The sequence below is a fragment of the Ruegeria sp. YTSA072 genome, from assembly GCF_059610285.1.
Genome location: NZ_JBXWNI010000001.1, coordinates 182,362 through 201,923 on the forward strand (window position 1 = coordinate 182,362; position 19,562 = coordinate 201,923).

23 protein-coding genes are annotated in these 19,562 nt (G+C 56.5%); 14 read left to right on the plus strand and 9 right to left on the minus strand.

The window, feature by feature from the left end; genetic code table 11:
• The first annotated feature begins 91 nt into the window (after nt 1–91).
• Nucleotides 92–2,080: an RNA polymerase sigma factor RpoD gene (gene rpoD / locus AC2FIB_RS00855; RefSeq protein ID WP_058277324.1), complete on the plus strand. Its 1,989-nt coding sequence runs from the start codon at nt 92–94 to the stop codon at nt 2,078–2,080.
• Between the two features lie 193 nt (nt 2,081–2,273).
• Here the strand turns inward: rpoD and AC2FIB_RS00860 are convergent, their stop codons facing one another.
• A complete protein-coding gene (locus tag AC2FIB_RS00860; protein WP_058274879.1) occupies nt 2,274–3,281 on the minus strand; it encodes a helix-turn-helix domain-containing protein in 1,008 nt (335 codons plus the stop codon).
• Between the two features lie 294 nt (nt 3,282–3,575).
• Here AC2FIB_RS00860 and AC2FIB_RS00865 point away from each other — a divergent pair, with 294 nt between their 5' ends.
• The 6 genes from AC2FIB_RS00865 to ribD all read left to right on the plus strand — a co-directional run bounded on the left by AC2FIB_RS00865 (nt 3,576) and on the right by ribD (nt 7,160).
• Nucleotides 3,576–4,010, plus strand: a complete 435-nt coding sequence (locus tag AC2FIB_RS00865) for a thiol-disulfide oxidoreductase DCC family protein (RefSeq protein ID WP_496841523.1) — start codon at nt 3,576–3,578, stop codon at nt 4,008–4,010.
• Nucleotides 4,011–4,559: a DUF4166 domain-containing protein gene (locus tag AC2FIB_RS00870; protein WP_496841525.1), complete on the plus strand. Its 549-nt coding sequence runs from the start codon at nt 4,011–4,013 to the stop codon at nt 4,557–4,559.
• Between the two features lie 78 nt (nt 4,560–4,637).
• Nucleotides 4,638–5,039: a hypothetical protein gene (locus AC2FIB_RS00875; protein ID WP_282118790.1), complete on the plus strand. Its 402-nt coding sequence runs from the start codon at nt 4,638–4,640 to the stop codon at nt 5,037–5,039.
• Nucleotides 5,040–5,057: 18 nt separating this feature from the next.
• The gene (locus AC2FIB_RS00880; protein WP_496841527.1) at nt 5,058–5,471 is read left to right on the plus strand and encodes a secondary thiamine-phosphate synthase enzyme YjbQ; all 414 of its coding nucleotides are present in this window, start codon (nt 5,058–5,060) and stop codon (nt 5,469–5,471) included.
• Nucleotides 5,472–5,592: 121 nt separating this feature from the next.
• Nucleotides 5,593–6,063, plus strand: a complete 471-nt coding sequence (gene nrdR / locus AC2FIB_RS00885) for a transcriptional regulator NrdR (protein WP_058274803.1) — start codon at nt 5,593–5,595, stop codon at nt 6,061–6,063.
• Complete coding sequence (gene ribD / locus AC2FIB_RS00890) at nt 6,060–7,160, plus strand: bifunctional diaminohydroxyphosphoribosylaminopyrimidine deaminase/5-amino-6-(5-phosphoribosylamino)uracil reductase RibD (protein ID WP_496841529.1); 1,101 nt, start codon at nt 6,060–6,062, stop codon at nt 7,158–7,160. Before nrdR ends, ribD begins: the two co-directional genes overlap by 4 nt.
• Here ribD and AC2FIB_RS00895 read toward each other — a convergent pair.
• The 3 genes from AC2FIB_RS00895 to AC2FIB_RS00905 all read right to left on the minus strand — a co-directional run bounded on the left by AC2FIB_RS00895 (nt 7,157) and on the right by AC2FIB_RS00905 (nt 11,684).
• Nucleotides 7,157–9,154: a capsule polysaccharide biogenesis protein gene (locus AC2FIB_RS00895; RefSeq protein WP_496732914.1), complete on the minus strand. Its 1,998-nt coding sequence runs from the start codon at nt 9,152–9,154 to the stop codon at nt 7,157–7,159. The genes ribD and AC2FIB_RS00895 overlap by 4 nt on opposite strands.
• Nucleotides 9,154–10,305, minus strand: coding sequence for a polysaccharide biosynthesis/export family protein (locus AC2FIB_RS00900; protein WP_496732915.1), 1,152 nt, complete (start codon nt 10,303–10,305; stop codon nt 9,154–9,156). The genes AC2FIB_RS00895 and AC2FIB_RS00900 overlap by 1 nt, the downstream gene beginning before the upstream one ends.
• 80 nt (nt 10,306–10,385) lie before the next feature.
• Nucleotides 10,386–11,684, minus strand: coding sequence for a capsule polysaccharide biogenesis protein (locus AC2FIB_RS00905; protein ID WP_496732916.1), 1,299 nt, complete (start codon nt 11,682–11,684; stop codon nt 10,386–10,388).
• Between the two features lie 141 nt (nt 11,685–11,825).
• On the opposite strand from AC2FIB_RS00905, the gene AC2FIB_RS00910 reads away from it, so the two are divergent.
• The gene (locus AC2FIB_RS00910; RefSeq protein ID WP_496732917.1) at nt 11,826–12,428 is read left to right on the plus strand and encodes a riboflavin synthase; all 603 of its coding nucleotides are present in this window, start codon (nt 11,826–11,828) and stop codon (nt 12,426–12,428) included.
• Here AC2FIB_RS00910 and AC2FIB_RS00915 read toward each other — a convergent pair.
• A complete protein-coding gene (locus AC2FIB_RS00915) occupies nt 12,383–13,495 on the minus strand; it encodes a phosphatase PAP2 family protein (protein ID WP_496732918.1) in 1,113 nt (370 codons plus the stop codon). The genes AC2FIB_RS00910 and AC2FIB_RS00915 overlap by 46 nt on opposite strands.
• Before the next feature lie 265 nt (nt 13,496–13,760).
• Here AC2FIB_RS00915 and ribB point away from each other — a divergent pair, with 265 nt between their 5' ends.
• Genes ribB through nusB form a run of 3 tightly spaced genes read left to right on the plus strand, consistent with a single transcriptional unit; the run spans nt 13,761 to nt 15,915 of the window.
• Complete coding sequence (gene ribB, locus AC2FIB_RS00920) at nt 13,761–14,882, plus strand: 3,4-dihydroxy-2-butanone-4-phosphate synthase (RefSeq protein ID WP_496732919.1); 1,122 nt, start codon at nt 13,761–13,763, stop codon at nt 14,880–14,882.
• Between the two features lie 2 nt (nt 14,883–14,884).
• A complete protein-coding gene (locus AC2FIB_RS00925; protein ID WP_496732920.1) occupies nt 14,885–15,436 on the plus strand; it encodes a 6,7-dimethyl-8-ribityllumazine synthase in 552 nt (183 codons plus the stop codon).
• Nucleotides 15,433–15,915: a transcription antitermination factor NusB gene (nusB, locus tag AC2FIB_RS00930; protein ID WP_108858974.1), complete on the plus strand. Its 483-nt coding sequence runs from the start codon at nt 15,433–15,435 to the stop codon at nt 15,913–15,915. Before AC2FIB_RS00925 ends, nusB begins: the two co-directional genes overlap by 4 nt.
• 154 nt (nt 15,916–16,069) lie before the next feature.
• On the opposite strand, the gene AC2FIB_RS00935 is transcribed toward nusB, so the two are convergent.
• Entirely contained in the window at nt 16,070–16,849 is a 780-nt protein-coding gene (locus AC2FIB_RS00935; RefSeq protein ID WP_496732921.1) for a helix-turn-helix transcriptional regulator, read from the minus strand.
• A gap of 94 nt (nt 16,850–16,943) precedes the next feature.
• Here AC2FIB_RS00935 and AC2FIB_RS00940 point away from each other — a divergent pair, with 94 nt between their 5' ends.
• Nucleotides 16,944–17,240 (plus strand): hypothetical protein, encoded by a 297-nt coding sequence (locus AC2FIB_RS00940; protein WP_058277312.1) that lies wholly within the window; start codon nt 16,944–16,946, stop codon nt 17,238–17,240.
• A 255-nt stretch (nt 17,241–17,495) separates the two neighbouring features.
• On the opposite strand, the gene AC2FIB_RS00945 is transcribed toward AC2FIB_RS00940, so the two are convergent.
• Together AC2FIB_RS00945 and AC2FIB_RS00950 are read right to left on the minus strand one after the other, a co-directional pair.
• Nucleotides 17,496–17,921, minus strand: coding sequence for an SRPBCC family protein (locus AC2FIB_RS00945; RefSeq protein WP_496732922.1), 426 nt, complete (start codon nt 17,919–17,921; stop codon nt 17,496–17,498).
• Complete coding sequence (locus tag AC2FIB_RS00950) at nt 17,918–18,238, minus strand: ArsR/SmtB family transcription factor (protein WP_109311983.1); 321 nt, start codon at nt 18,236–18,238, stop codon at nt 17,918–17,920. Before AC2FIB_RS00950 ends, AC2FIB_RS00945 begins: the two co-directional genes overlap by 4 nt.
• Before the next feature lie 116 nt (nt 18,239–18,354).
• On the opposite strand from AC2FIB_RS00950, the gene AC2FIB_RS00955 reads away from it, so the two are divergent.
• On the plus strand, nt 18,355–18,786 hold the full coding sequence (locus AC2FIB_RS00955) for an MmcB family DNA repair protein (RefSeq protein ID WP_496732923.1): 432 nt from the start codon (nt 18,355–18,357) through the stop codon (nt 18,784–18,786).
• 4 nt (nt 18,787–18,790) lie between these two features.
• Here the strand turns inward: AC2FIB_RS00955 and AC2FIB_RS00960 are convergent, their stop codons facing one another.
• Nucleotides 18,791–18,979: a DUF6324 family protein gene (locus AC2FIB_RS00960; RefSeq protein WP_058274816.1), complete on the minus strand. Its 189-nt coding sequence runs from the start codon at nt 18,977–18,979 to the stop codon at nt 18,791–18,793.
• A gap of 77 nt (nt 18,980–19,056) precedes the next feature.
• Between AC2FIB_RS00960 and AC2FIB_RS00965 the strand changes: the two genes are divergently transcribed.
• The gene (locus AC2FIB_RS00965; RefSeq protein WP_496732924.1) at nt 19,057–19,539 is read left to right on the plus strand and encodes a GNAT family N-acetyltransferase; all 483 of its coding nucleotides are present in this window, start codon (nt 19,057–19,059) and stop codon (nt 19,537–19,539) included.
• Nucleotides 19,540–19,562: the final 23 nt, after the last annotated feature.

A 19,562-nucleotide genomic window follows, 5' to 3' on the forward strand; every position in this document is an offset into this window, starting at 1 on the left:
GAAAAGAAAAACGGGTAAACGGGTGGCCGAATCACTTCTACGCGCTAATGATTCGGTACAAACGAATCACCCATCCCTGCAGGAGCATTGAATGGCCGCCAAGGATACAAACGAAGACCGCAAATCCGACGAGCAGGAACAGGAAATCTCGCTGGACATGAGCCAGGCCAACGTCAAGAAAATGATCGCCGAGGCCCGCGAGAAAGGTTACATCACCTACGACCAGCTCAATCAGGTTCTGCCGCCTGATCAGGTCAGCTCGGAACAGATCGAAGACGTTATGTCGATGCTGTCCGAGATGGGCATCAACATCATCGAAGATGAAGAGGCCGAGGAAGAAGAGAACAAAGGCTCGACCGAACTGGTTGCCGCAGAAAGCAACCGAGAGGTTGCCCTGGCGGGTGCTGGTGCTGAAAAGCTGGATCGCACAGATGATCCGGTCCGCATGTATTTGCGCGAGATGGGCAGCGTCGAACTGCTGAGCCGCGAAGGCGAGATTGCCATCGCCAAGCGGATCGAAGCCGGTCGCAACACCATGATTGCCGGTCTGTGCGAAAGCCCGCTGACCTTCCAGGCGATCACCATCTGGCACGACGAATTGTTGTCCGAAGACATTCTGTTGCGCGATGTCATCGATCTGGAGGCCACGTTTGGCAACCAGTTGGACGAAGATGGGGATGTCGAAGAGCCGGTTGTCGACACGTCTGCGGTTCAGGCGGCAAAACCCGCCAAGGATACCGGCCCCGAGCTGGATGCCGACGGCAACCCGCTGAACAATGACGACGACGATGACGACGACGAGCAGGCCAACATGTCGTTGGCCGCGATGGAAGCCGCGCTGAAAGATCAGGTTCTGACCACGCTGGAACGGATCTCGACCGACTTCTCGATGCTGTCGGAAATGCAGGATAGCCGGATCTCGGCGACCCTGAACGAAGACGACACCTTCTCGGAAAAACAAGAGGCGACCTATCAACAGCTGCGATCTGAGATCGTCGAATTGGTGAACGGTCTGCATCTGCATAACAACCGTATCGAAGCGCTGATCGACCAGCTGTACGGCATTAACCGTCGCATCATGTCTCTGGACAGCTCAATGGTGAAGCTGGCGGATCAGGCGCGCATCAACCGTCGTGAGTTTATCGACGCCTATCGTGGGCGCGAACTGGACCCGAACTGGCTGACCGAGATGGCTGAAAAGCCGGGCCGGGGTTGGCAGATGTTCATCGAACGCTCGACCGCCAAGGTCGAGGAACTGCGCAACGATATGGCTCAGGTCGGTCAGTATGTCGGTCTGGATATCCCTGAATTCCGCCGTATCGTGCAGCAAGTTCAAAAGGGTGAAAAAGAGGCGCGTCAGGCCAAGAAGGAAATGGTCGAAGCCAACCTGCGTCTGGTGATCTCGATTGCCAAAAAGTACACGAACCGTGGCCTGCAATTCCTTGATCTTATTCAGGAAGGTAACATCGGCCTGATGAAGGCGGTGGACAAGTTTGAATACCGCCGCGGGTACAAGTTCTCGACCTACGCGACCTGGTGGATCCGTCAGGCGATCACGCGTTCCATCGCGGATCAGGCGCGCACGATCCGAATTCCGGTGCATATGATCGAAACGATCAACAAGCTGGTCCGGACCGGCCGTCAAATGCTGCATGAGATTGGTCGCGAGCCGACGCCGGAAGAACTGGCCGAAAAGCTGCAGATGCCGCTGGAGAAAGTTCGCAAGGTGATGAAGATCGCCAAAGAACCGATCAGCCTTGAGACGCCGATCGGCGACGAGGAAGACAGCCAACTGGGCGATTTCATCGAGGATAAGAATGCCGTGCTGCCTTTGGACAGCGCCATTCAGGAAAACCTCAAGGAAACGACCACCCGGGTTCTGGCCTCGCTCACGCCGCGTGAGGAACGTGTTCTGCGGATGCGTTTTGGCATCGGTATGAATACCGACCACACTCTGGAAGAAGTTGGCCAGCAATTCAGCGTGACCCGCGAACGTATTCGTCAGATCGAGGCGAAAGCACTGCGGAAACTGAAACATCCAAGCCGATCGCGCAAACTGCGGTCTTTCCTGGATCAGTAATCGAAAAGGCGCCTCAACCGAGGCGCCTTTTTCTTATCCGTTCACGCGTTGATCACGGTGACCGGTTCAAACCTCAAATTGGCGAGAACTCACAAGTCATGCGGCGATGTGGCCCCTATTTCTGCCTTGTCCACTCATGGGACAGGCCGGGGCGAGGCTGTGCCGCTGACGACCCCCGGCCACCCTTTCCGTGTTACGGTCCCAACCGAGTGCGGAACGTGCTGGGTGCCTGACCGGTCCAGCGTTTGAAAGCCGTAGAAAACGCAGGTTGATCCGCATAACCCAGCGAATAGGCGATTTCCGATAAAGGCATCCCGTTGGTGATAAAAGTCTGCGCCAGATCGCACCTCAAGTCTTCGACAATCTCACGATAGCTTGTGCCTTCATCATTCAACCGCCTGGCAAACGTGCGCGGGCTCATCCCAAGGTTCGAGGCTGCGTCGTCCGCCTGAATAATCGCGCCGGGCATAGACCGGGTGATCAGCCCCTCGACTTGCGCCCTGAGTTTTTGCGCGGGCTGGTCACTTTCGGCCTGAACCCTGTCGCCATATGACAGAAGATGCTCGCGCAGAGAGGGGTCATATGTCGGCACCGGCAGATCCAATGAGGACAGCGTTAGTATAATTTCCAACCGTTCTGCGCCAAAGGACACAGGAAAGCCCGCTAGTTTCTGAAACTCTTTTCTGGCTTCGCCGACCTCGTGCTGAAAGCGGATTTCTATAGGAAAGAAACTTGTCTGCGTTAACGAGCGAATGCGGGCGAGGGCCGCGAAAATCAAAAATTCGGTACGACGGTGATATCGGGCAAAACTGGCATCCTTCCAGTCGGCTTCGATTGAAGCAAAATTTCCAGAAACGCGCAGGCTGAAGTATAACGCCGGGTCTATCATCCCGTGAAATCGCGACGAGTTTTCGATCACCTGCTTCAGATCACGCGAGTATTTACTGATATACGCCGTCAGGCTGGAGGACGACCTGAAGCCAAGCCCAGCACTGGCCGAAAAGGTGATGTCATTCAGCGCGTCGCAGGCGTAGCGGACGAACAACGCCTCTTTGTGCGCGCTATAGGCTGTTGCAGGTGGCGCAATGTCGCTGCGGCTCAGACCGGATTTGGCCAGCACGCGATCGCCAATCGAAGGATCTTCTGCCCTTTGATCTAGTGTTTTGGACAACACTTGAATGCGGGCAATATCGACGTCCATGTTCAAACCCGAGTTAGCAGCGTATTTCGTTTCGCGGCCTTTGTTCCGGCCGCTGTCATCTATTCAAATAACAATGGCAGAATTTCGCAAGACTACATTGGGTGTCATACGTATTTTCCGCGTGCTGTCGGGTTAAGCCTTGTGGGGATGAGGTCAGAGCCCAGGAAACTTGTCGCGCAGATGACCGGCGGCTCCCCGACACATATCAATTCGCAAAGATGGCCCAGTGTCGCATTGCCCGGAATGTGCAGTGATGCGAATGTGCTTCAAATTGGGTTAGCAGGCGTAACTGATATGACCACACTGGCAACCGATGCGGCAGATGGTCAGGATTTCATTGTCTTTGACGGCGAATGCGTTCTGTGTTCGGGGTTTTTTCGTTTCATGGTCGCCCGGGACAAGGCGCAGCGGTTCAAATTTGCCACCGCGCAGTCGCCATTGGGGCAAAGGCTGTATTCTCACCTCGGACTACCGACGCGGGACTTTGAAACCAATCTCGTCGTTACCGATGGCGTGGTTCATCAACGGTTGGATGCTTTCGCAGCAGCGATGCGCAAGTTGCCGGGGTTTTGGTGGGTTCTTTCGGTCTGCAGGTTTCTTCCTCGCATCATCAAAGACCCGCTGTACTACGTAATCGCCAGAAACCGGTATGCAATCTTCGGACGTTCGCCGACCTGCATGATCCCGGACAAAACGCTGCAAGCTCGCTTTCTGCCTGAGGGGTTCTGAGTGCACCCTGATCCCTTTTTGAAAGCCTTACCCGTGGGTACGAACCTGCCCAAGTCTCTGCAGGCCTTGCACAGCACGGGCGGAATTTATTCCGGGCGATGCTCAGTCACGCCGGGCAAGGGGTGGCTGGCCAAACTCGCGTTGCGTTTTGCCGGCATGCCGTCCGGGGGTGACGACATCCCGGTGCGTCTCAGGGTCGAGCAAGAGGGGAACGCTTGGATATGGACGCGCGATTTCGATGGTCACATCACCCGATCGCGGCTGACTTTGGACCAGGACCAGGGATGCGTGTGCGAGCAGTTTGGGCAGGTCTCCGTATGGTTAAAGCCGGTATTTGCACCCGAGAGGTTAGAGATCCAGATCATGCGCCTCAGCCTGTTGCGAGTTCCTTTCCCGAAGGTGCTTCTGCCGCAATCAAAGACCGAGGAATGGGAGGATGATGAAGGACGGTTTCGGTTTAACGTGTCGGCCCGGATGCCGCTTGTTGGGGCTTTGATCCGGTATCAGGGCTGGCTAACGTTCGATCACGCGGGGACCCGCGTTGACTGAATTGATTGTGAACCAGCTTTGCCCGGTAAGAATGTATACTATTTGAGAAATTACCTCGAAATGAATGAGAGTATGATTATGAAACAGGTTATGACATTGGCGGTTTCTGCCGCGATCTTGCTGTCTGTGCCCCTATCGTCGGCCTCGGCTGCGCGAAACGGATTTCAGACGGTTGCCGTCAACAGCAATATGTTCGAAGTGATCCCGCGGGCCCGGCAGGACGTGGACGGGTATTGGTGCGCGGCTGCAGACTTTGCGCGCCGGACTTTGGGTGCAGGTTGGCAGCAACGTATTTATGTGGTGCGCGGCTATGGTCCCAGCGAAGCAACGGGTCGCCGCACGGCCGTTCAATTCTCGCTGCAGCAACCTACAAACGTTGCCCAGCAAAGCAGCTCGATCTCAGTCGGTTTCAAGGCTGGCGAAAGCATGTCGGTTCAGGGGGCAAACGGACGTTGCAACATCCGCCCGTTCCGCGACTGATCGAGGACTGATCGCCATATGCAGACCGAGTTTATTATTTCGACGAACGGACCAGGGTTGTACGAATTCACCCGGGACGTGCGCAACTGGCTTAACTCGGTCTCAGGCGATGGTTTGCTGACATTGCTCGTGCGGCATACGTCGTGTTCGCTGACCATTCAGGAAAACGCTGATCCTGAGGTGCAAACAGATCTGCAGGCCTTTTTTGAACGTTTGGTGCCGCCATCTGATAACCCGGTTATGGCATATCTGCGCCATACGTACGAAGGCCCCGACGACATGCCCGCCCATATCAAGGCGGCACTTTTACCTGTATCGCTTTCTGTTCCCGTGTCCGCGGGGCAACCGGCGCTGGGAACATGGCAGGGTATTTACCTGTTTGAACACCGCACCGCAGCGCATGTGCGAAAGGTCGCGGCGCATTTCGCCTGACCCCTTTATGTTGCGGTGGAAATTTCCGACTACCCAAATCCTAGCGGCTACCCTATAGTTGTGGATAAGTAAGTCATAGTGCTTACAAAAAGAGGCGGAACCAGGGACGAGGAGACGGTGGATGCGCTGCCCGTTTTGCGGAAATATCGATACTCAAGTCAAAGATTCACGCCCGGCAGAGGACCATGCGGCCATTCGTCGGCGTCGGTTCTGTCCCGCGTGTGGGGGGCGGTTTACGACCTACGAACGTGTCCAGTTGCGCGATCTGGTGGTAATCAAAACCAACGGCAAACGCGAAGATTTTGATCGGGATAAGTTGGAGCGTTCGATCCGCATTTCGATGCAGAAACGCCCGATTGATCCGGAACGTATTGACCAGATGATTTCTGGAATTGTGCGTCGCCTGGAAAGCATGGGCGAGACCGATATCCCGTCCAGCAAAATTGGCGAGATCGTTATGGAAGCTCTGGCGCGGATCGACACCGTCGCCTATGTTCGCTTTGCGAGCGTATACAAGAATTTCCAGGCGGCCGATGACTTCGAGGAGTTTGTCCACGAACTGCGCCCGCCGCAGCCTTCGACGGACGAGTGAGCGAAACAGATAAGCGATACATGGCGCTTGCCCTGTCTTTGGGGCGGCGCGGTCAAGGGACGTGCTGGCCAAACCCAGCCGTCGGTTGCGTGATCGTGCGTGACGGGCGCATTGTGGGACGTGGCTGGACCCAGCCGGGTGGCCGCCCGCACGCCGAACCCCAAGCGCTGGCACAAGCCGGAGACGCGGCACGGGATGCCACGACCTATGTTACGCTTGAACCCTGCGCCCATCACGGCAAAACACCCCCTTGCGCCGAGGCCCTGATCGCTGCCGGTGTGGCCCGTGTTGTCGCGGCCATCGAAGACAGCGATCCGCGTGTTGCAGGACAAGGCTTTGCCATGCTGCGCGAGGCGGGGATCGAAGTGACCACCGGCGTTCTGGCAGAACAGGCAGCCCAGGATCTTGCGGGGTTCTTCCTTAAAACCGAACAGGGGCGCCCTTTCGTAACCCTGAAACTGGCCAGCAGTTTTGACGGGCGCATCGCCACCGCCACGGGGCACAGTCAATGGATCACCGGCCCAAAGGCGCGGCGTGCCGTGCATGCCATGCGAGCACGTCATGATGCGGTGATGGTCGGGGCAGGTACCGCGCGCGCCGATGACCCATCCTTGACCGTTCGGGATATAGGGGTCGACGCTCAGCCTGTGCGAATTGTGGTCTCGCGCCATTTGGACATTCCCTTGTTGGGGCAGCTGGCGCGCACGGCTGCTGAGATACCCGTATGGCTATGTCACGGCCCATCCCCGGATGCCGAGCGCGCCCGCGCGTGGGACGGGCTTGGGGCGCAACTGCTGCCTTGCGCGCTGGACGATCACCAGATCGATGCAGCGGACTTGTTGCAGCAGTTGGGTAAAGCAGGTCTGACCCGCGTATTCTGCGAGGGCGGGGCGGCATTGGCGGCGTCGCTGCTTGCTGCGGATTTGGTCGATGAATTGGTCGGGTTCACCGCCGGGCTTGCGATCGGTGCCGAAGGGTTGTCAGCCATCGGCACGCTTGGGTTGGACAAGTTGGACAATGCCCCGCGTTTTGAGTTGATCGAGACCCTTGTCATCGGGCCGGACATCATGCACCGTTGGGCGCGGGCGCTGCGTTAACGACGCCAGATATGTGCATGGGTCGCGAATGCGCCTTGTAGTTTTGACAAAACTCGAAACAGTGGACCGCCTGCGGGCGCCGTACCTTGTGACAGCCGTTCAACCGCAACTTCTACGGGGCAGGGCTCACCTGTCACAGGGTCCATATACCGGGGATAATCGATCAGCGCCGCGTGAACCAAACCTAAAACCGTTGGTCGTGCGCCCCTGCGGACGGGGACGGTTCCCAAATCGTTCGTCAGCCCCCAACCCGCATAAAAAGGCGCGCCCAGGGTGGTCACACTGACACCGCGCATCAAAGCCTCAAACCCCAGCAATGAGGTCATGGTCCAGACCTCTTGGACCTGCGCCAGCAGAGCTGCCGGGTCGCAATGGGTGGCGATGACATCGGCGAGGTCTGAGGCCTCGACTGCCCCATCGCGCAAGCCCGCTTCGACATCGGGATGCGGTTTGTAGATCAGAATGGCGTTTGGGTTTGCCTCGCGCACGGCGCGCAACAGATCAGCATTTGTGCGAACAGTGCTGGTGCCCAACTGGATTGAAGCATCGTCTTCGACCTGACCGGGGACGAGTATGCGATGCCCCTCAGGCAAATCCGGTGCGCCGGCGCCTGTGTTGTACTTCGTGATTTGGGCGGACACGATTTGAGCGATCAGCCTTTCGGCACGCAATTCCTGATCTGGCCGCAGAGTTTCCCGTGCGGCAATAAACCCTTCCAGTTGGCTGGGATGCGTCGGATCGTAATAGATCCCCTGATTGTCCGTTGCCAATGACAGGGGCGGTACAAGTTTTGCGCCCAGCCCGCGCGAGCGTAGAAAGCCATCCTCGACCCGGACGGCACTTTCCATGCCCTTGGCTTTACTTGCCCAGACCATGTGAGGGCGATCTGATTGCGCTGGTTGATCGTCAGTGAAGCGGATCGTTTTCTCGCGCCCAAACATCCGTTGCAGGTGTTTGCGTTTCCACAGGCGCATACCCGAGGCGGTCCATCCCTTGTGATCCTGACGCCAGGCGCGGGTTCTCGCCTCAAGCGTGTCCAGAACGGTTTCCAACTCGCACAGCTGGTCCCGGTATGGATCGTACCAGGTTGGATAGAGGATCATCGCCGCAGCGAACAATTGCGCGCGCGTCAGGTTGCGTTGGCGGCGGGGCAGGTGTGCTTCATCCTGCGTCAGCCCCCAACCTGCATAAAAGGGCTGGCCAAAAACACGCGGCTTATGTCCGGCTAAAATCGCCTCGAACCCCATCTGTGAGGACAGGGTGTAAACGCCAACCGCACCTTCCAACAAAGCCCACGGACTGACCGGTGTGCTGATGACCGAGACGCGATCGGTTTGGTCAGCGGTGGAGAAATAGCCTGAACGATGCCCAGCGATGGTGTCGGGATGTGTCTTGATCAGAACTTTGGCGCCAGGATTCTCTTCCTGCGCCATGACTAGCATTTCGCGAAACCGGGCCTCATCCCCGGCGCTGGCCGTCACAGCCGCATCGTCGCGAACCTGATCCACCACCAGTACATAGCCGGGGTCAGGGGGCGGAGCAGTCAGATCAAAGGCCGAGTATTTGCTAAGATGCAGGTCGCGCATCCGTTCAATCCCGCCCCGTGCGCGGTTCAGCAGGGCGGTGTCGTCCAAGGGATCAGCGGCCAACAGCGTTTCCAGATCGGACGCCTGAGCCGCATCGAAATGTAAGCCGGATCGATCAAGCAAAAGGCCAAGTGGCGGCACTCCGCTGCGGCCAGGATGCAAAGACCGAAGAAAGGCGTCTTCGACGCGCAGCAATGGGGCATTATGCCGAGCCGCAACAGCAAGGCCGCGATGGGCCGTCGGGCTGTTGCCCCAAACTCCGACGGCATCACCATCTTTGGGCAGGCCAATCCGGATGTCGTAACCGGACAGGGACAACATTCGGCGAATTCGGCGGGATGTCAGGAAGCCGCCATTGTAGACAAGCAGCCGGGTACGTTCAGACCCGGCTGTTGTTTCAGGCGACATCAGTTGCCTGTCAGCGTGGCGACATTGGCCAGCGGCGTAAGGCCACCAGCGATCAGGGAAATTGACTTGGTCCACTGCGCATATGGTGCTTCGGTCACATAGATAGTGTCGCCGTCGCGGATCACGAAATCCCTTGCGACGAACAGCCCGTTGGGGGCGGTCAGGTTCAACAGGTAGACCATACGCTGATCACCCTGCAGGTCCGAACGTCCCATCACCGAGCGTGCGATATCCTGACGTTCGTCACGCAGGATAAAAATCCCCGTTGGATCCGAAGACAGCGATAGCAGGCCACCGACTTGCGCCAAAGCCTCAAGCGCTGAAAGGTCCTGCGTGTCAAACGCCACGCGCGACTGGCCGCCAGTAGCACCAAGGGCAATGTACGACCGGCTGTCCGCTTCGACCAGAATGCGGTCACCGCCGCGAAGGGCCACATCCAGCTTGGAATTGCTGAACAGGTCATCGTACCAGATGGTCCCTTTCTGGTTTCCGCGGATTAATGTCACGAGCGAAATGTCAGTACCACCTGATGCACCTACGCCAGTTGATACACCTCCGGCCTCTGACAGCATGCCGGTCAACGTGCGGGTCGGGAGTTCGATTGGATAAATTCCCGGCGCCGCGACGCTTCCAGACACCGCGACAGTTGCGCCATCCCCGGCGGACCGGCGGACCTCGACCTGAGGGTCTGGCGTTTGATCCTGTAGTTTTGCAGTGATCACCTGACGCAGCTGCTCGGGTGTGTTTCCAGACGCACGCACACGTCCGGCATATGGCACGAAGATGAATCCGTCGGCGTCCACCTGAACTTCACTCAGCGTGGTCGAGGACCCGACTTCACCTGACAGCAGGCCGTCATCGACGTTTTCCCAGATCGTCAATCCCAACACGTCGCCAGGGCGAACGGTATCCGCCGTGAGGCTCTGCGCGCTGGTGAAGGAAGACGAAAAACCGAATTGGGGGATTTTGGATGTCGCTCGTGCGACCCTGTCATCCACCTCGACGACAAAGGCATTGCCACCATTTTCAACTGAACCCGCCAAAATCTCGGACTTGTTGGGGCCAGATTTAGGGAGCTGGCACGCGGCCAGCACGCCACATACAGCCACAAGGGCGGCCCCTCGCACCCAGCGAATTGGAAAGCACTGCACTGCCGATTATCCTCAGTCGTCTTTTGTTTGCGTCAACTTAGCTTGTTCGGGGTTCAACATCCAGCACCAACCAACCCGGCTTATTCGACGAGCTTCAACTGTGGCGTCGACGCCTCGTTGTCAGACAAAACGGACTGATAGGGATCATGCGCCTGCAACAGCATGTCGGCGGCGCGGCGCAGCAGTTGCCGTCGCCCACGCAGTGAATAAAATCCGCCGGGTAACTGGCTGGTTTTCAGAAGAAATTGCCGGTATGCCCGATAGGCTTCGTGATCCGGTACGTTTGGGGCGGCAAAGAACTGGGCAATGGGTTGCTGTGAAACAAACTCAGGTTTGTCGTAGACGGACTTTCCAAAACTGCGCAACGGGATTCCGCGCCACAGAACTTGTTGACCAGCAGTAGAGTTGATCGTCACTGCTGTTTTCGCGTCATCCAGCAATCCAGCCAGTTTGCCGCCGGGAACGTAGTGCACGCGATCCGCCACTTGGTGCGCGCGGGCTATTTCGCGCGCTCTGCGGCGCAGTGGCTCTCGATGGTTTTCCAGCGGATGTTCCTTCAGAACCAAAAGGTGATGGGCCGGAGCGCCTTTGGCAAAACCTGATATGACATGCTCCAAAAAGTCCGACATGCAGGTATAATCTGAATGGGCCTGCACCGAACTGTCATGACCCAGTTGCAACAGGGCCAAGTGATAGGGTGCACCGTTTTGCCGAACGCGCATGGTGGCCCAGCGACGCCTAATTCTGTGGAAAGGCATCAGTGCAAGTCGTTTGAAGTACAGGCGAAACTCTTTTGAAACGGGCAATTCCCGGTGCGTCTTGAAGTTGGAGTACCTCCGGTTCAGGAACAGGACAAACCAGTGATAAAGCGCGCCGTAGAATATGTGTTGCCGCATATCGCCCCAATGGGACGGTGGCGGTGGAACTGGTGCCTCGGACTGGTCAAGCGCATCTTGCATCTGGGCGACGTCCAAAGACATCAACCGTGAGTGTCCATTTGACCCGTTCCGTTCGTAAGTGACCCACCAGGGGCGCAGATATCCCTCTTCGAAGACATGGACAGTCACGCCCATTTCGCGCGCAACATCCGCAGCTTTGGCATGAACTGGGCGGGTGTCGCCGTATAGAACGATATCTGTGACCGACTGTGACCGGATCAGTTCCCTAAGGGTTTCGGGCCATTGCTCGGAATTGTCCAAAAATGGGATGTAGGTGCTGCGGTCAAACCAGAACGCTTCATCGCCCGCGTTAAACCCCACGCGCAGAACATCAGCCCCGGCGGCGCGCAAAGCGCGTGCCAGTGCGCTAAAGAAAGGGCCATGCGGTCCCTGCAAAAACAGGAAGACACGGCGATGCGAGCGCGAGGCGAGTGGATGCATCCGGGACTGCTCTTTATCGTTTGGTACCAAAATTATGCCTGTATACATCAATCCGGGCAAGGCAGGGCTTGCCCGCAGCGTTTCTTGGGCTTACCTCGGCGGTTACACATACGCACAGGTTATAAGCTAAGGGTGAAAGCAATGTTCACAGGGATCGTCACCGATATCGGAATTGTTACCGAGTTGGACCAGCAAGGGGATCTGCGCGCTCGGATCAAAACCGGCTATGACACTGCGGGTATTGATATAGGCGCATCCATCGCCAGTGACGGCGTCTGTCTGACTGTGATTGCCCTTGGGGATGATTGGTACGATGTGCAGATCAGCGCCGAGACGGTGTCGAAAACCAATCTCAACACATGGCAAGTCGGCAAACGCGTGAATCTTGAACGCGCCCTCAAGGTTGGGGACGAACTGGGTGGGCACATCGTTTCCGGCCATATCGACGGCGTGGCCGAGGTTGTTGCCCTGCAGGACGAAGGCGACAGCACCCGAGTAACGTTGCGCGCGCCCAAGGAATTGGCCCGCTTTGTCGCGCCCAAGGGATCAGTTGCGCTGAACGGAACCTCGCTGACGGTCAATGACGTGGACGGTTGCGATTTCGGGATCAATTTCATCCCCCACACCAAAGAGGTGACAACCTGGGGCGATGTCTCGGTCGGTGATCAGGTGAACCTCGAGATTGACACGTTGGCGCGCTACGTCGCCAGGCTTGCTGAATGGAGCCCGACTGATCCCAAATAGAATTTTTTGGTCAGGATTTGGGCGACATGCCAGCAGACTAGCGCGACAAGCGCACCGAAGTATCCGTCAACTGCATAATGCCATGCCAGATGTACGGAACCGATTTGGATTACTAGTGCAAAGACTGTGAACGCCCAGCCAAGCCAGCGTGAGTAGCGGAACGCAAAGAGTGCCATCAGGACACTGCTAGCGACATGCATACTGGGCATGGCGGATATCCCGCGGATCACGCCTTCGGTATTGTAGTTGGTCAAGAGAATTTTTTGTATATTAAGCGCCCAGACGGGACTGATCTCATTGAGCGATTCAAGCTTGTGCACCTGCTCTGAAAAGGTATCTCCAAATCCGAATGCTTCAAAATAGACTGGGCCGACAGAAGAAAACAGCGTGGCCAGCACATTGCCGCCAATGATAAATGTCAGAGCAAAAGCCACCAAATAGACCATGCCGCGTTCTGGATCGCGTCGGTCATATGCAGCTACGAAGGCTAGCAAGTAAATCAGAAGAAACCAAATGTGATATGCGACGTTTACCACCGTCGTGACAAAAGGATATCCAAACACGGGCCAGAGAAGGATCCACACATCGAAACCTCCATGCAGCATCCGATCCAGTTCGGCAAAAGTCGGATCCAAGAAAAATGGAACAAAATCAGAGATCAAATTCTTTAGCAGAGTAAACGTGTTTGCCAGCACTGCGAGTGCGACAAAGCAAATAGTGCCATCAACCAACTTCACGTATCGTTGTAAGGAATTTCGAATGTCGACAACCATCCAGTGGATTGGTTTTTTGGGCTTTGCTCGGAAAATGGCGTAAATAAATCGCCACCCGACAAAAAAAGTGGCGAAAACACTAGTGAACTTGAGGATCATCAACAGTGTTGTGCGCAGACTGTCCAAAAGCAATGCCCAATACGGAATGCCAATAGGCAAACTGATAACGGCGCCGGCGAACATGTGCAGAAATACGATTGAAAGAAACAGGCGGTTTCGCCAAAGTGCCGACCTTAGCCCGCACCCGGCTGCGGTGATACCTGCAGAAATTGCTCCGTAAGCCAGTTGCGCCACTTTTTGAAATCCAGTTGATGAATTCCAACAAAAATACCTGAGGTATGTTGGCGCGTAATGGGCGGCTTTAAGGTATTTTTGTGGCCGACTTAAGTGCAAAAAATTGGGACTTGATTTGTTGAGCTTGAACGAGAGATAAAATGTCGGCCTTTAAAGGTTGGAGAGCGGGTTGTCAGGCGGTATAACGCTGCCGTTTGTGGTCTGGCATTTGGCGCCCGGTTGGTCTATCCAGCCGTCCAGACACGCTCTTGTGAAAGGCTGCCCCATGAGCTTTGAAACCCCCGGTCCCGTCGAGGCCCAGCTGCGCGACGCGATCAGTCCGATCGAAGATATCATCGAAGAGGCGCGCAAGGGCCGGATGTATATTCTGGTCGATCATGAAGATCGCGAGAACGAGGGTGATCTGGTCATTGCGGCCGAGTTTGCGGATGCCGAGGCGATCAACTTTATGGCCACCCATGGGCGCGGGCTGATCTGCCTGCCGATGACGGCGGAGCGCGTCGAAGCCCTTGGCCTGCCGATGATGGCTGTGAACAACTCATCCCGTCACGAGACCGCATTCACCGTGTCCATCGAGGCGCGCGAAGGCGTATCAACCGGTATCTCGGCAGCAGATCGCGCTCTGACCGTTGAAACGGCGATCAACGAGCAAAATACGATGGCGCACATCGCGACACCAGGCCATATCTTTCCGCTGCGCGCCAAGAGGGGCGGGGTGCTGGTGCGCGCCGGTCATACAGAGGCGGCGGTCGATATCTCTCGGCTGGCCGGGTTGAACCCATCTGGGGTGATCTGCGAGATCATGAAGCCCGACGGCACCATGGCGCGCCTGTCTGATCTGGTCGCGTTCGCCAAAGAACATGACATGAAGATCGGCACGATCAGCGACCTGATCACATATCGCTCGCGCAACGACAATCTGGTTGTCGAAACCTCGCGCAGGACGGTGGCGTCAGAATATGGCGGCGAATGGGAAATGCGCCTGTTCACGGATCAGACACATGGCATCGAACATGTCGTCATGATCAAGGGTGACATCACCACGCCCGAGCCGGTTTTGACCCGAACCCATGCACTGCATGAAGCGCCTGATGTTCTGGGCCTGGGGCCGAAATCGCCACGGGAACTGCCGCGTGCTATGGAAAAGATCGCCGCCGAAGGACGTGGCGTGGTTTGCCTGTTTCGTGAACCGCGCAATGCGCTTTACGCAACCGATGACGAAGGCCCGCGCACCATCAAGCAAACAGGTCTTGGGGCGCAGATCTTGTCCAAACTAGGCATCCAGGAACTGGTGCTGCTGACCGATACACCGGAAACGAAATATCTGGGGCTCGACGCGTTTGGAATCTCCATCGTCGGAACCCGTTCCATTCTCAAGGATGATTGATCGTGGCTGAACAAGACAAACACGGCGTACTGCCAACGCCGACATTCGACAAGCCTGTGAAACTTTTGATCGTGGTGGCCCCGTTCTATCGCGCCATTGCCGACAATCTGGTTTCTGGTGCAAAGGCCGAGATCGAAGCCGCTGGCGGCACCTGCGAATTTGTTGAGGTTCCGGGTGCGCTGGAAATCCCGACCGCCATCGCCATGGCGGATCGCCAGTGCAACTATGATGGCTACGTAGCGCTAGGCTGTGTCATCCGGGGTGAGACCACGCATTATGAAACGGTGTGCAACGATTCCAGCCGAGCGATCCAGTTGATGGGCCTGCAAGGCCTGTGCATCGGCAACGGCATCCTTACGGTCGAAAATGACGCTCAGGCCGAAGTCCGCGCAAATCCGGAAAAGATGAATAAAGGTGGCGGCGCTGCCGCTGCGGCCTTGCATCTGATCGCACTCAGCCGTAAGTGGGGCTCTTCCAAAAAGGGCGTCGGGTTCAAGCCGCCGTCCGAGTCCATCCTTGTGGCGGGCGACAACAACGGACCCACAACAGCATGACCCAGACAGACGCGCCGAAACCGGCCAACCAGAAACGCCTGATGAAATCCGCCGCCCGGCTTTATGCCGTGCAGGCGCTGTTCCAGATGGAACAGTCGGGCCAAACGACGGAAGCAGTCGTGAACGAGTTTTTGGATCATCGGTTTGGCGCTGTCTATGAGGGCGAGGAAATGCTGGACGGCGATATCCGCGTGTTCCGCAAGTTGGTTGAAGACGCGGTGAATTATCAGGCACCGATTGACCAGATGACCGACCGCGCTTTGGTCGCCAAATGGCCCATCGCGCGCATTGACCCGACCCTGCGCGCCACCTTCCGTGCAGCTGGGGCCGAACTGACCCAAGGCGATACGCCACCAAAGGTTGTCATCACCGAATTTGTTGACGTGGCGCGCGCATTCTTCCCGGACGGCAAAGAACCGAAATTCGTCAACGCCGTTCTGGACCACATGGCGCGCGAGGCTCAGCCCGAGGCGTTTTGAGTTAAACTTTAGGCCAGATGAATAAGGCGCAGCCACACAAAGCGCTGCGCCTGAAATCTAAAAATACACTTGTTCAAACAAGTCTTCGGCCTCCACCACTCACAGTTTTTTCCAAAGACACCAACATTTTACCGGAACGTAGCCGGCGTGCCACCTATCGATTCCGATAGCCCGGCGGATTGATCAGGCCAAGTTGCATCGCTCGGACCAGTGCAGATTCTCGGGTCGGGGCTCTCAATTTTTCGCGCGCATTCTTCAAATGGGTTCGTACCGTAATTTCCGAGAGGTTCAACAGTTCGGCGATTCTGTCGTTTCGGTGCCCAAGAGCCAAAAGGTTCAGGACCTGCAGCTCTCGTGGCGTCAGGTCCGGAGCGGTTGGAGCAATGCTAGCGATGTCGTACACGCGACCGTGATTGCTGGGGATATCCGATCCCAGGTTGGTTGCCAGCACGGTTGCCAGGACACGCATCTCGCGCTGCCGTTCAGTCATCTGAACCTGGGCGTCCGGTCGGTCCGATGACAGAACCACCAGCTTGGCCTCGTTGTCGGGGCAGGGAACCACCAGAGAGTAAAGGTGAATATATCCGGCCTTTTCCAGATCGTGGTTCAGACCCAGCGCCTTGGAGGAATGGCCGTCCGCGGACCGGAGGCTTGCGGCCTGCACGTAGAGGCTTTCCCTGCCATTTTGAACCTGCGCCAGCATCGGATCCGCTTCGGCGTACCCTTGGCTGTCATAGCGGTTCAGCCAACCTTTGGACATTGAACTTCGAACCCAATGAATGGCGCCAGTCTCGGGTGTGAAGCAAAGCATGTTCAGGGCGTTAAAACCGATCTCATTCAGACGGTTTAACGTGAACTCCCAACGTTCCTGATCATCATGGCGCAATGACAGCTCTTCGAGAAGATCAAGCGTGAACAGGCTGAGGGCATTCATAGAGACTCCGAATATAGTGTCGCACCCGTTGAGGCTGCAGTTTACTCAGCACGACCATGCGCTATCATCACGGTATCAGACAAGGAGCTTTGTCGTGCCCAAACTGATCCGCCTTTACATCACGCAAGTTGCATGGGGATTTGTCATCTCGGCCCTGTTTGTCGGGGTGCTGCTGGCGCTGAACGTGGCCAACTTGCGCGGCCTGATTTTCGGATCCGAGATCGGGTTAATCGCTCTGGCAATGATCTGGTTCATGAATGGCATCGTGTTCGCCGGTGTTCAGTTCGCCTACGCGATCATGAGCATGGCGGAAAAGCCGCAGGGCCCTAGGCGCGGTACACCTGTTGCGGCCAAATTCGAACCCGCCCGCGTTGCGGTGGACAAGGGCTGAGCCAACCTATTTCGGAAAATGAAGACTAACCCAGACCGGGCGAGAGATAAGTTTATGTGGCGGGACCGCCAGTCAACCGTGCGGTGTGATTCCCGAGGACCTGTATGTACAGGTGGGCGCCAGGTAATCAGGCCAGGACCTGAACAGAGCCAGCCCCCTCGGAATTGCTTAAGGCCACCAGAATGCTACCAATCACAAGAAGGGCAGAACCCGCCACGGGCCTAAGTAGGGGTTGCGGCGGGTTTGCACAAGGGGTCAGGCGCCAACAGTTTCGTGCAGCGCATTGCGCATCTTGCCCAAATGTTCGTCCCAACCGTCATCGAGTGCAAGGATCAGGCCAAATGCCTCTGCGCCTTGCGGCAGCCCTTCGTGAACCAAGCCCAGCCGGGTACCGCCCGGTACCGGGTCCAGCGTCCATTTTACGACACTAACAGCGTCTCCCATGGGTTTGATGGTAAATGTATATTCGAGATATTCGGGCGGCCGGGCAGCGCGTACCTCACCCCAGATCAGAAGATCGCCACTGGATGTCCCGAACATCTCAAGCTTCTGACCGGCGGCCAACGGACGCTCTGGTTTGTGAAACCACTCTGCCAAGCGGGCAGGTTCGGTCAAATAGGCCCATACGGTTTCCGGCGAGGCCCTCAGGAAAATTTGCTTTTGCAGAACTGCACTCGTCATTTTTTATTCCTTTCAATAGCTTCCTTCAGATTATTCAGGCGATCATCCCAGAACTGGTCAAAATAGCTGAACCAGTCGAGGATGGGGGCCAATCCATTCGGCTCCAGTCGGTTTATGCGCTCGCGTCCTCGCGCCTCGACGGTAATGAGGCCGCCATCGGAAAGAACGGTCAGGTGCTTTTTGACCGCAGCACGGGTCATATCGAACTGATCGGTCAGCTGAGCGATCGTCATGTCGCCGGAGGCAAGGATTTGGACGATCTCCCGTCGGGTCGGGTCCGCTAGGGCGCGGAATGCGTTTTGAATTTGCGTCTGCATTGGTCACCTCAGTAGTGATACCATTTGGTATTGCAATTTATGGAATACCAAATGGTATCATGTCAAGGGCCTTTCTGGCGCTTGATTTTTGTTCACTAATTGTTCACATTTCAAGAATGATACTGGATTTACAGCCCGGACAAAAACTGGCCCGTGGGGTTTCGCGCCACTTGTTGGCACATGACTTTGTATCTGTTGAGGAATTTGTCCCCACGCGCGGTCTGCGCGTCGACGTCATGGGATTGGGCCCCAAGGGGGAACTGTGGGTGATCGAGTGCAAATCTAGCCGCGCAGATTATCTGACGGATTCCAAGTGGCAGGGGTATCTGGATTGGTGTGATCGCTTTTTCTGGGCCGTGGATACCGACTTCCCAACCGATCTGTTGCCCGAGGAGACCGGGCTGATCATCGCAGATGCTTATGACGCCGAAATTATCCGAATGGCACCGGAAGATAAGCTGGCACCTGCGCGGCGCAAGAAGATGATTCAGAAGTTTGCAACAGATACAGCCCGCAGATTGCAGGCATTGCGTGATCCAAGAATTTGAACTGTCAGTCTTTTACGATCCGGGCAGCTTGCACGGCGGCGAGGATTTCGTCCGCGATTTCTTCCGCTTCTTCAGGTTCGAAATCCATCGGAATTTCGACGCCGTCGGCCTCGATGAACAGGCGCACCATGCCGTGGTCGGTCGGGCCGATCTGAAGGTTTGCCTGAATGTCACGTTCGGTGTTGATGCCCATTTGCGCCTCCGGGACTGAGCGTTCCTGCTAGCGCGCAAAGGGTTGAGAATCAAGCCGCCTTTGAGGTCAGGTAAGGTATGAATGATATTCTGATCAGACCATTCCGGCCAGATGATGCGCCCTGGTTGGTAGAACAGCACGATCGCCTCTATCAGCTAGACGAGGGGTTTGATGACACTTTCGCGCCCCTCGTTGAACGAATTCTGGCGGAATTCGTTGACGCGCACGATCAGACACGAGAGCGAGGCTGGATCGCGGAGCGGGATGGCGTGCGCCTTGGCAGTATCTTTTGTGTCGCGCTGAACGACCACACCGCAAAATTGAGGTTGTTTCTGTTGATGCCAGAGGCCCGTGGACAGGGCTTGGGTAAACGTATGCTCAACACATGCATGGGGTTCGCCCGCGATTCTGGTTATCGTGATATGGCCTTGTGGACGCATGAAAGCCATCGGGCAGCTTGTGCACTTTACAGGGCTTCCGGATGGCAATTAACCGGCAGCAAAAAGGTTCATTCCTTTGGCTGTGATCTTGTCGAACAAAGCTGGGAAATTCGTCTTTAATTCTCTTGCATTCCCTGCGCGTG

Excerpts from the sequence above, each read along its gene's own strand:
- rpoD (WP_058277324.1), top strand. The coding sequence starts at position 92 with ATGGCCGCCAAGGATACAAACGAAGACCGCAAATCCGACGAGCAGGAA.
- AC2FIB_RS00860 (WP_058274879.1), bottom strand. The coding sequence starts at position 3,281 with ATGGACGTCGATATTGCCCGCATTCAAGTGTTGTCCAAAACACTAGAT.
- AC2FIB_RS00865 (WP_496841523.1), top strand. The coding sequence starts at position 3,576 with ATGACCACACTGGCAACCGATGCGGCAGATGGTCAGGATTTCATTGTC.
- AC2FIB_RS00875 (WP_282118790.1), top strand. The coding sequence starts at position 4,638 with ATGAAACAGGTTATGACATTGGCGGTTTCTGCCGCGATCTTGCTGTCT.
- AC2FIB_RS00880 (WP_496841527.1), top strand. The coding sequence starts at position 5,058 with ATGCAGACCGAGTTTATTATTTCGACGAACGGACCAGGGTTGTACGAA.
- nrdR (WP_058274803.1), top strand. The coding sequence starts at position 5,593 with ATGCGCTGCCCGTTTTGCGGAAATATCGATACTCAAGTCAAAGATTCA.
- AC2FIB_RS00895 (WP_496732914.1), bottom strand. The coding sequence starts at position 9,154 with ATGTCGCCTGAAACAACAGCCGGGTCTGAACGTACCCGGCTGCTTGTC.
- AC2FIB_RS00905 (WP_496732916.1), bottom strand. The coding sequence starts at position 11,684 with ATGCATCCACTCGCCTCGCGCTCGCATCGCCGTGTCTTCCTGTTTTTG.
- AC2FIB_RS00910 (WP_496732917.1), top strand. The coding sequence starts at position 11,826 with ATGTTCACAGGGATCGTCACCGATATCGGAATTGTTACCGAGTTGGAC.
- ribB (WP_496732919.1), top strand. The coding sequence starts at position 13,761 with ATGAGCTTTGAAACCCCCGGTCCCGTCGAGGCCCAGCTGCGCGACGCG.
- nusB (WP_108858974.1), top strand. The coding sequence starts at position 15,433 with ATGACCCAGACAGACGCGCCGAAACCGGCCAACCAGAAACGCCTGATG.
- AC2FIB_RS00935 (WP_496732921.1), bottom strand. The coding sequence starts at position 16,849 with ATGAATGCCCTCAGCCTGTTCACGCTTGATCTTCTCGAAGAGCTGTCA.
- AC2FIB_RS00945 (WP_496732922.1), bottom strand. The coding sequence starts at position 17,921 with ATGACGAGTGCAGTTCTGCAAAAGCAAATTTTCCTGAGGGCCTCGCCG.
- AC2FIB_RS00950 (WP_109311983.1), bottom strand. The coding sequence starts at position 18,238 with ATGCAGACGCAAATTCAAAACGCATTCCGCGCCCTAGCGGACCCGACC.
- AC2FIB_RS00955 (WP_496732923.1), top strand. The coding sequence starts at position 18,355 with ATGATACTGGATTTACAGCCCGGACAAAAACTGGCCCGTGGGGTTTCG.
- AC2FIB_RS00960 (WP_058274816.1), bottom strand. The coding sequence starts at position 18,979 with ATGGGCATCAACACCGAACGTGACATTCAGGCAAACCTTCAGATCGGC.
- AC2FIB_RS00965 (WP_496732924.1), top strand. The coding sequence starts at position 19,057 with ATGAATGATATTCTGATCAGACCATTCCGGCCAGATGATGCGCCCTGG.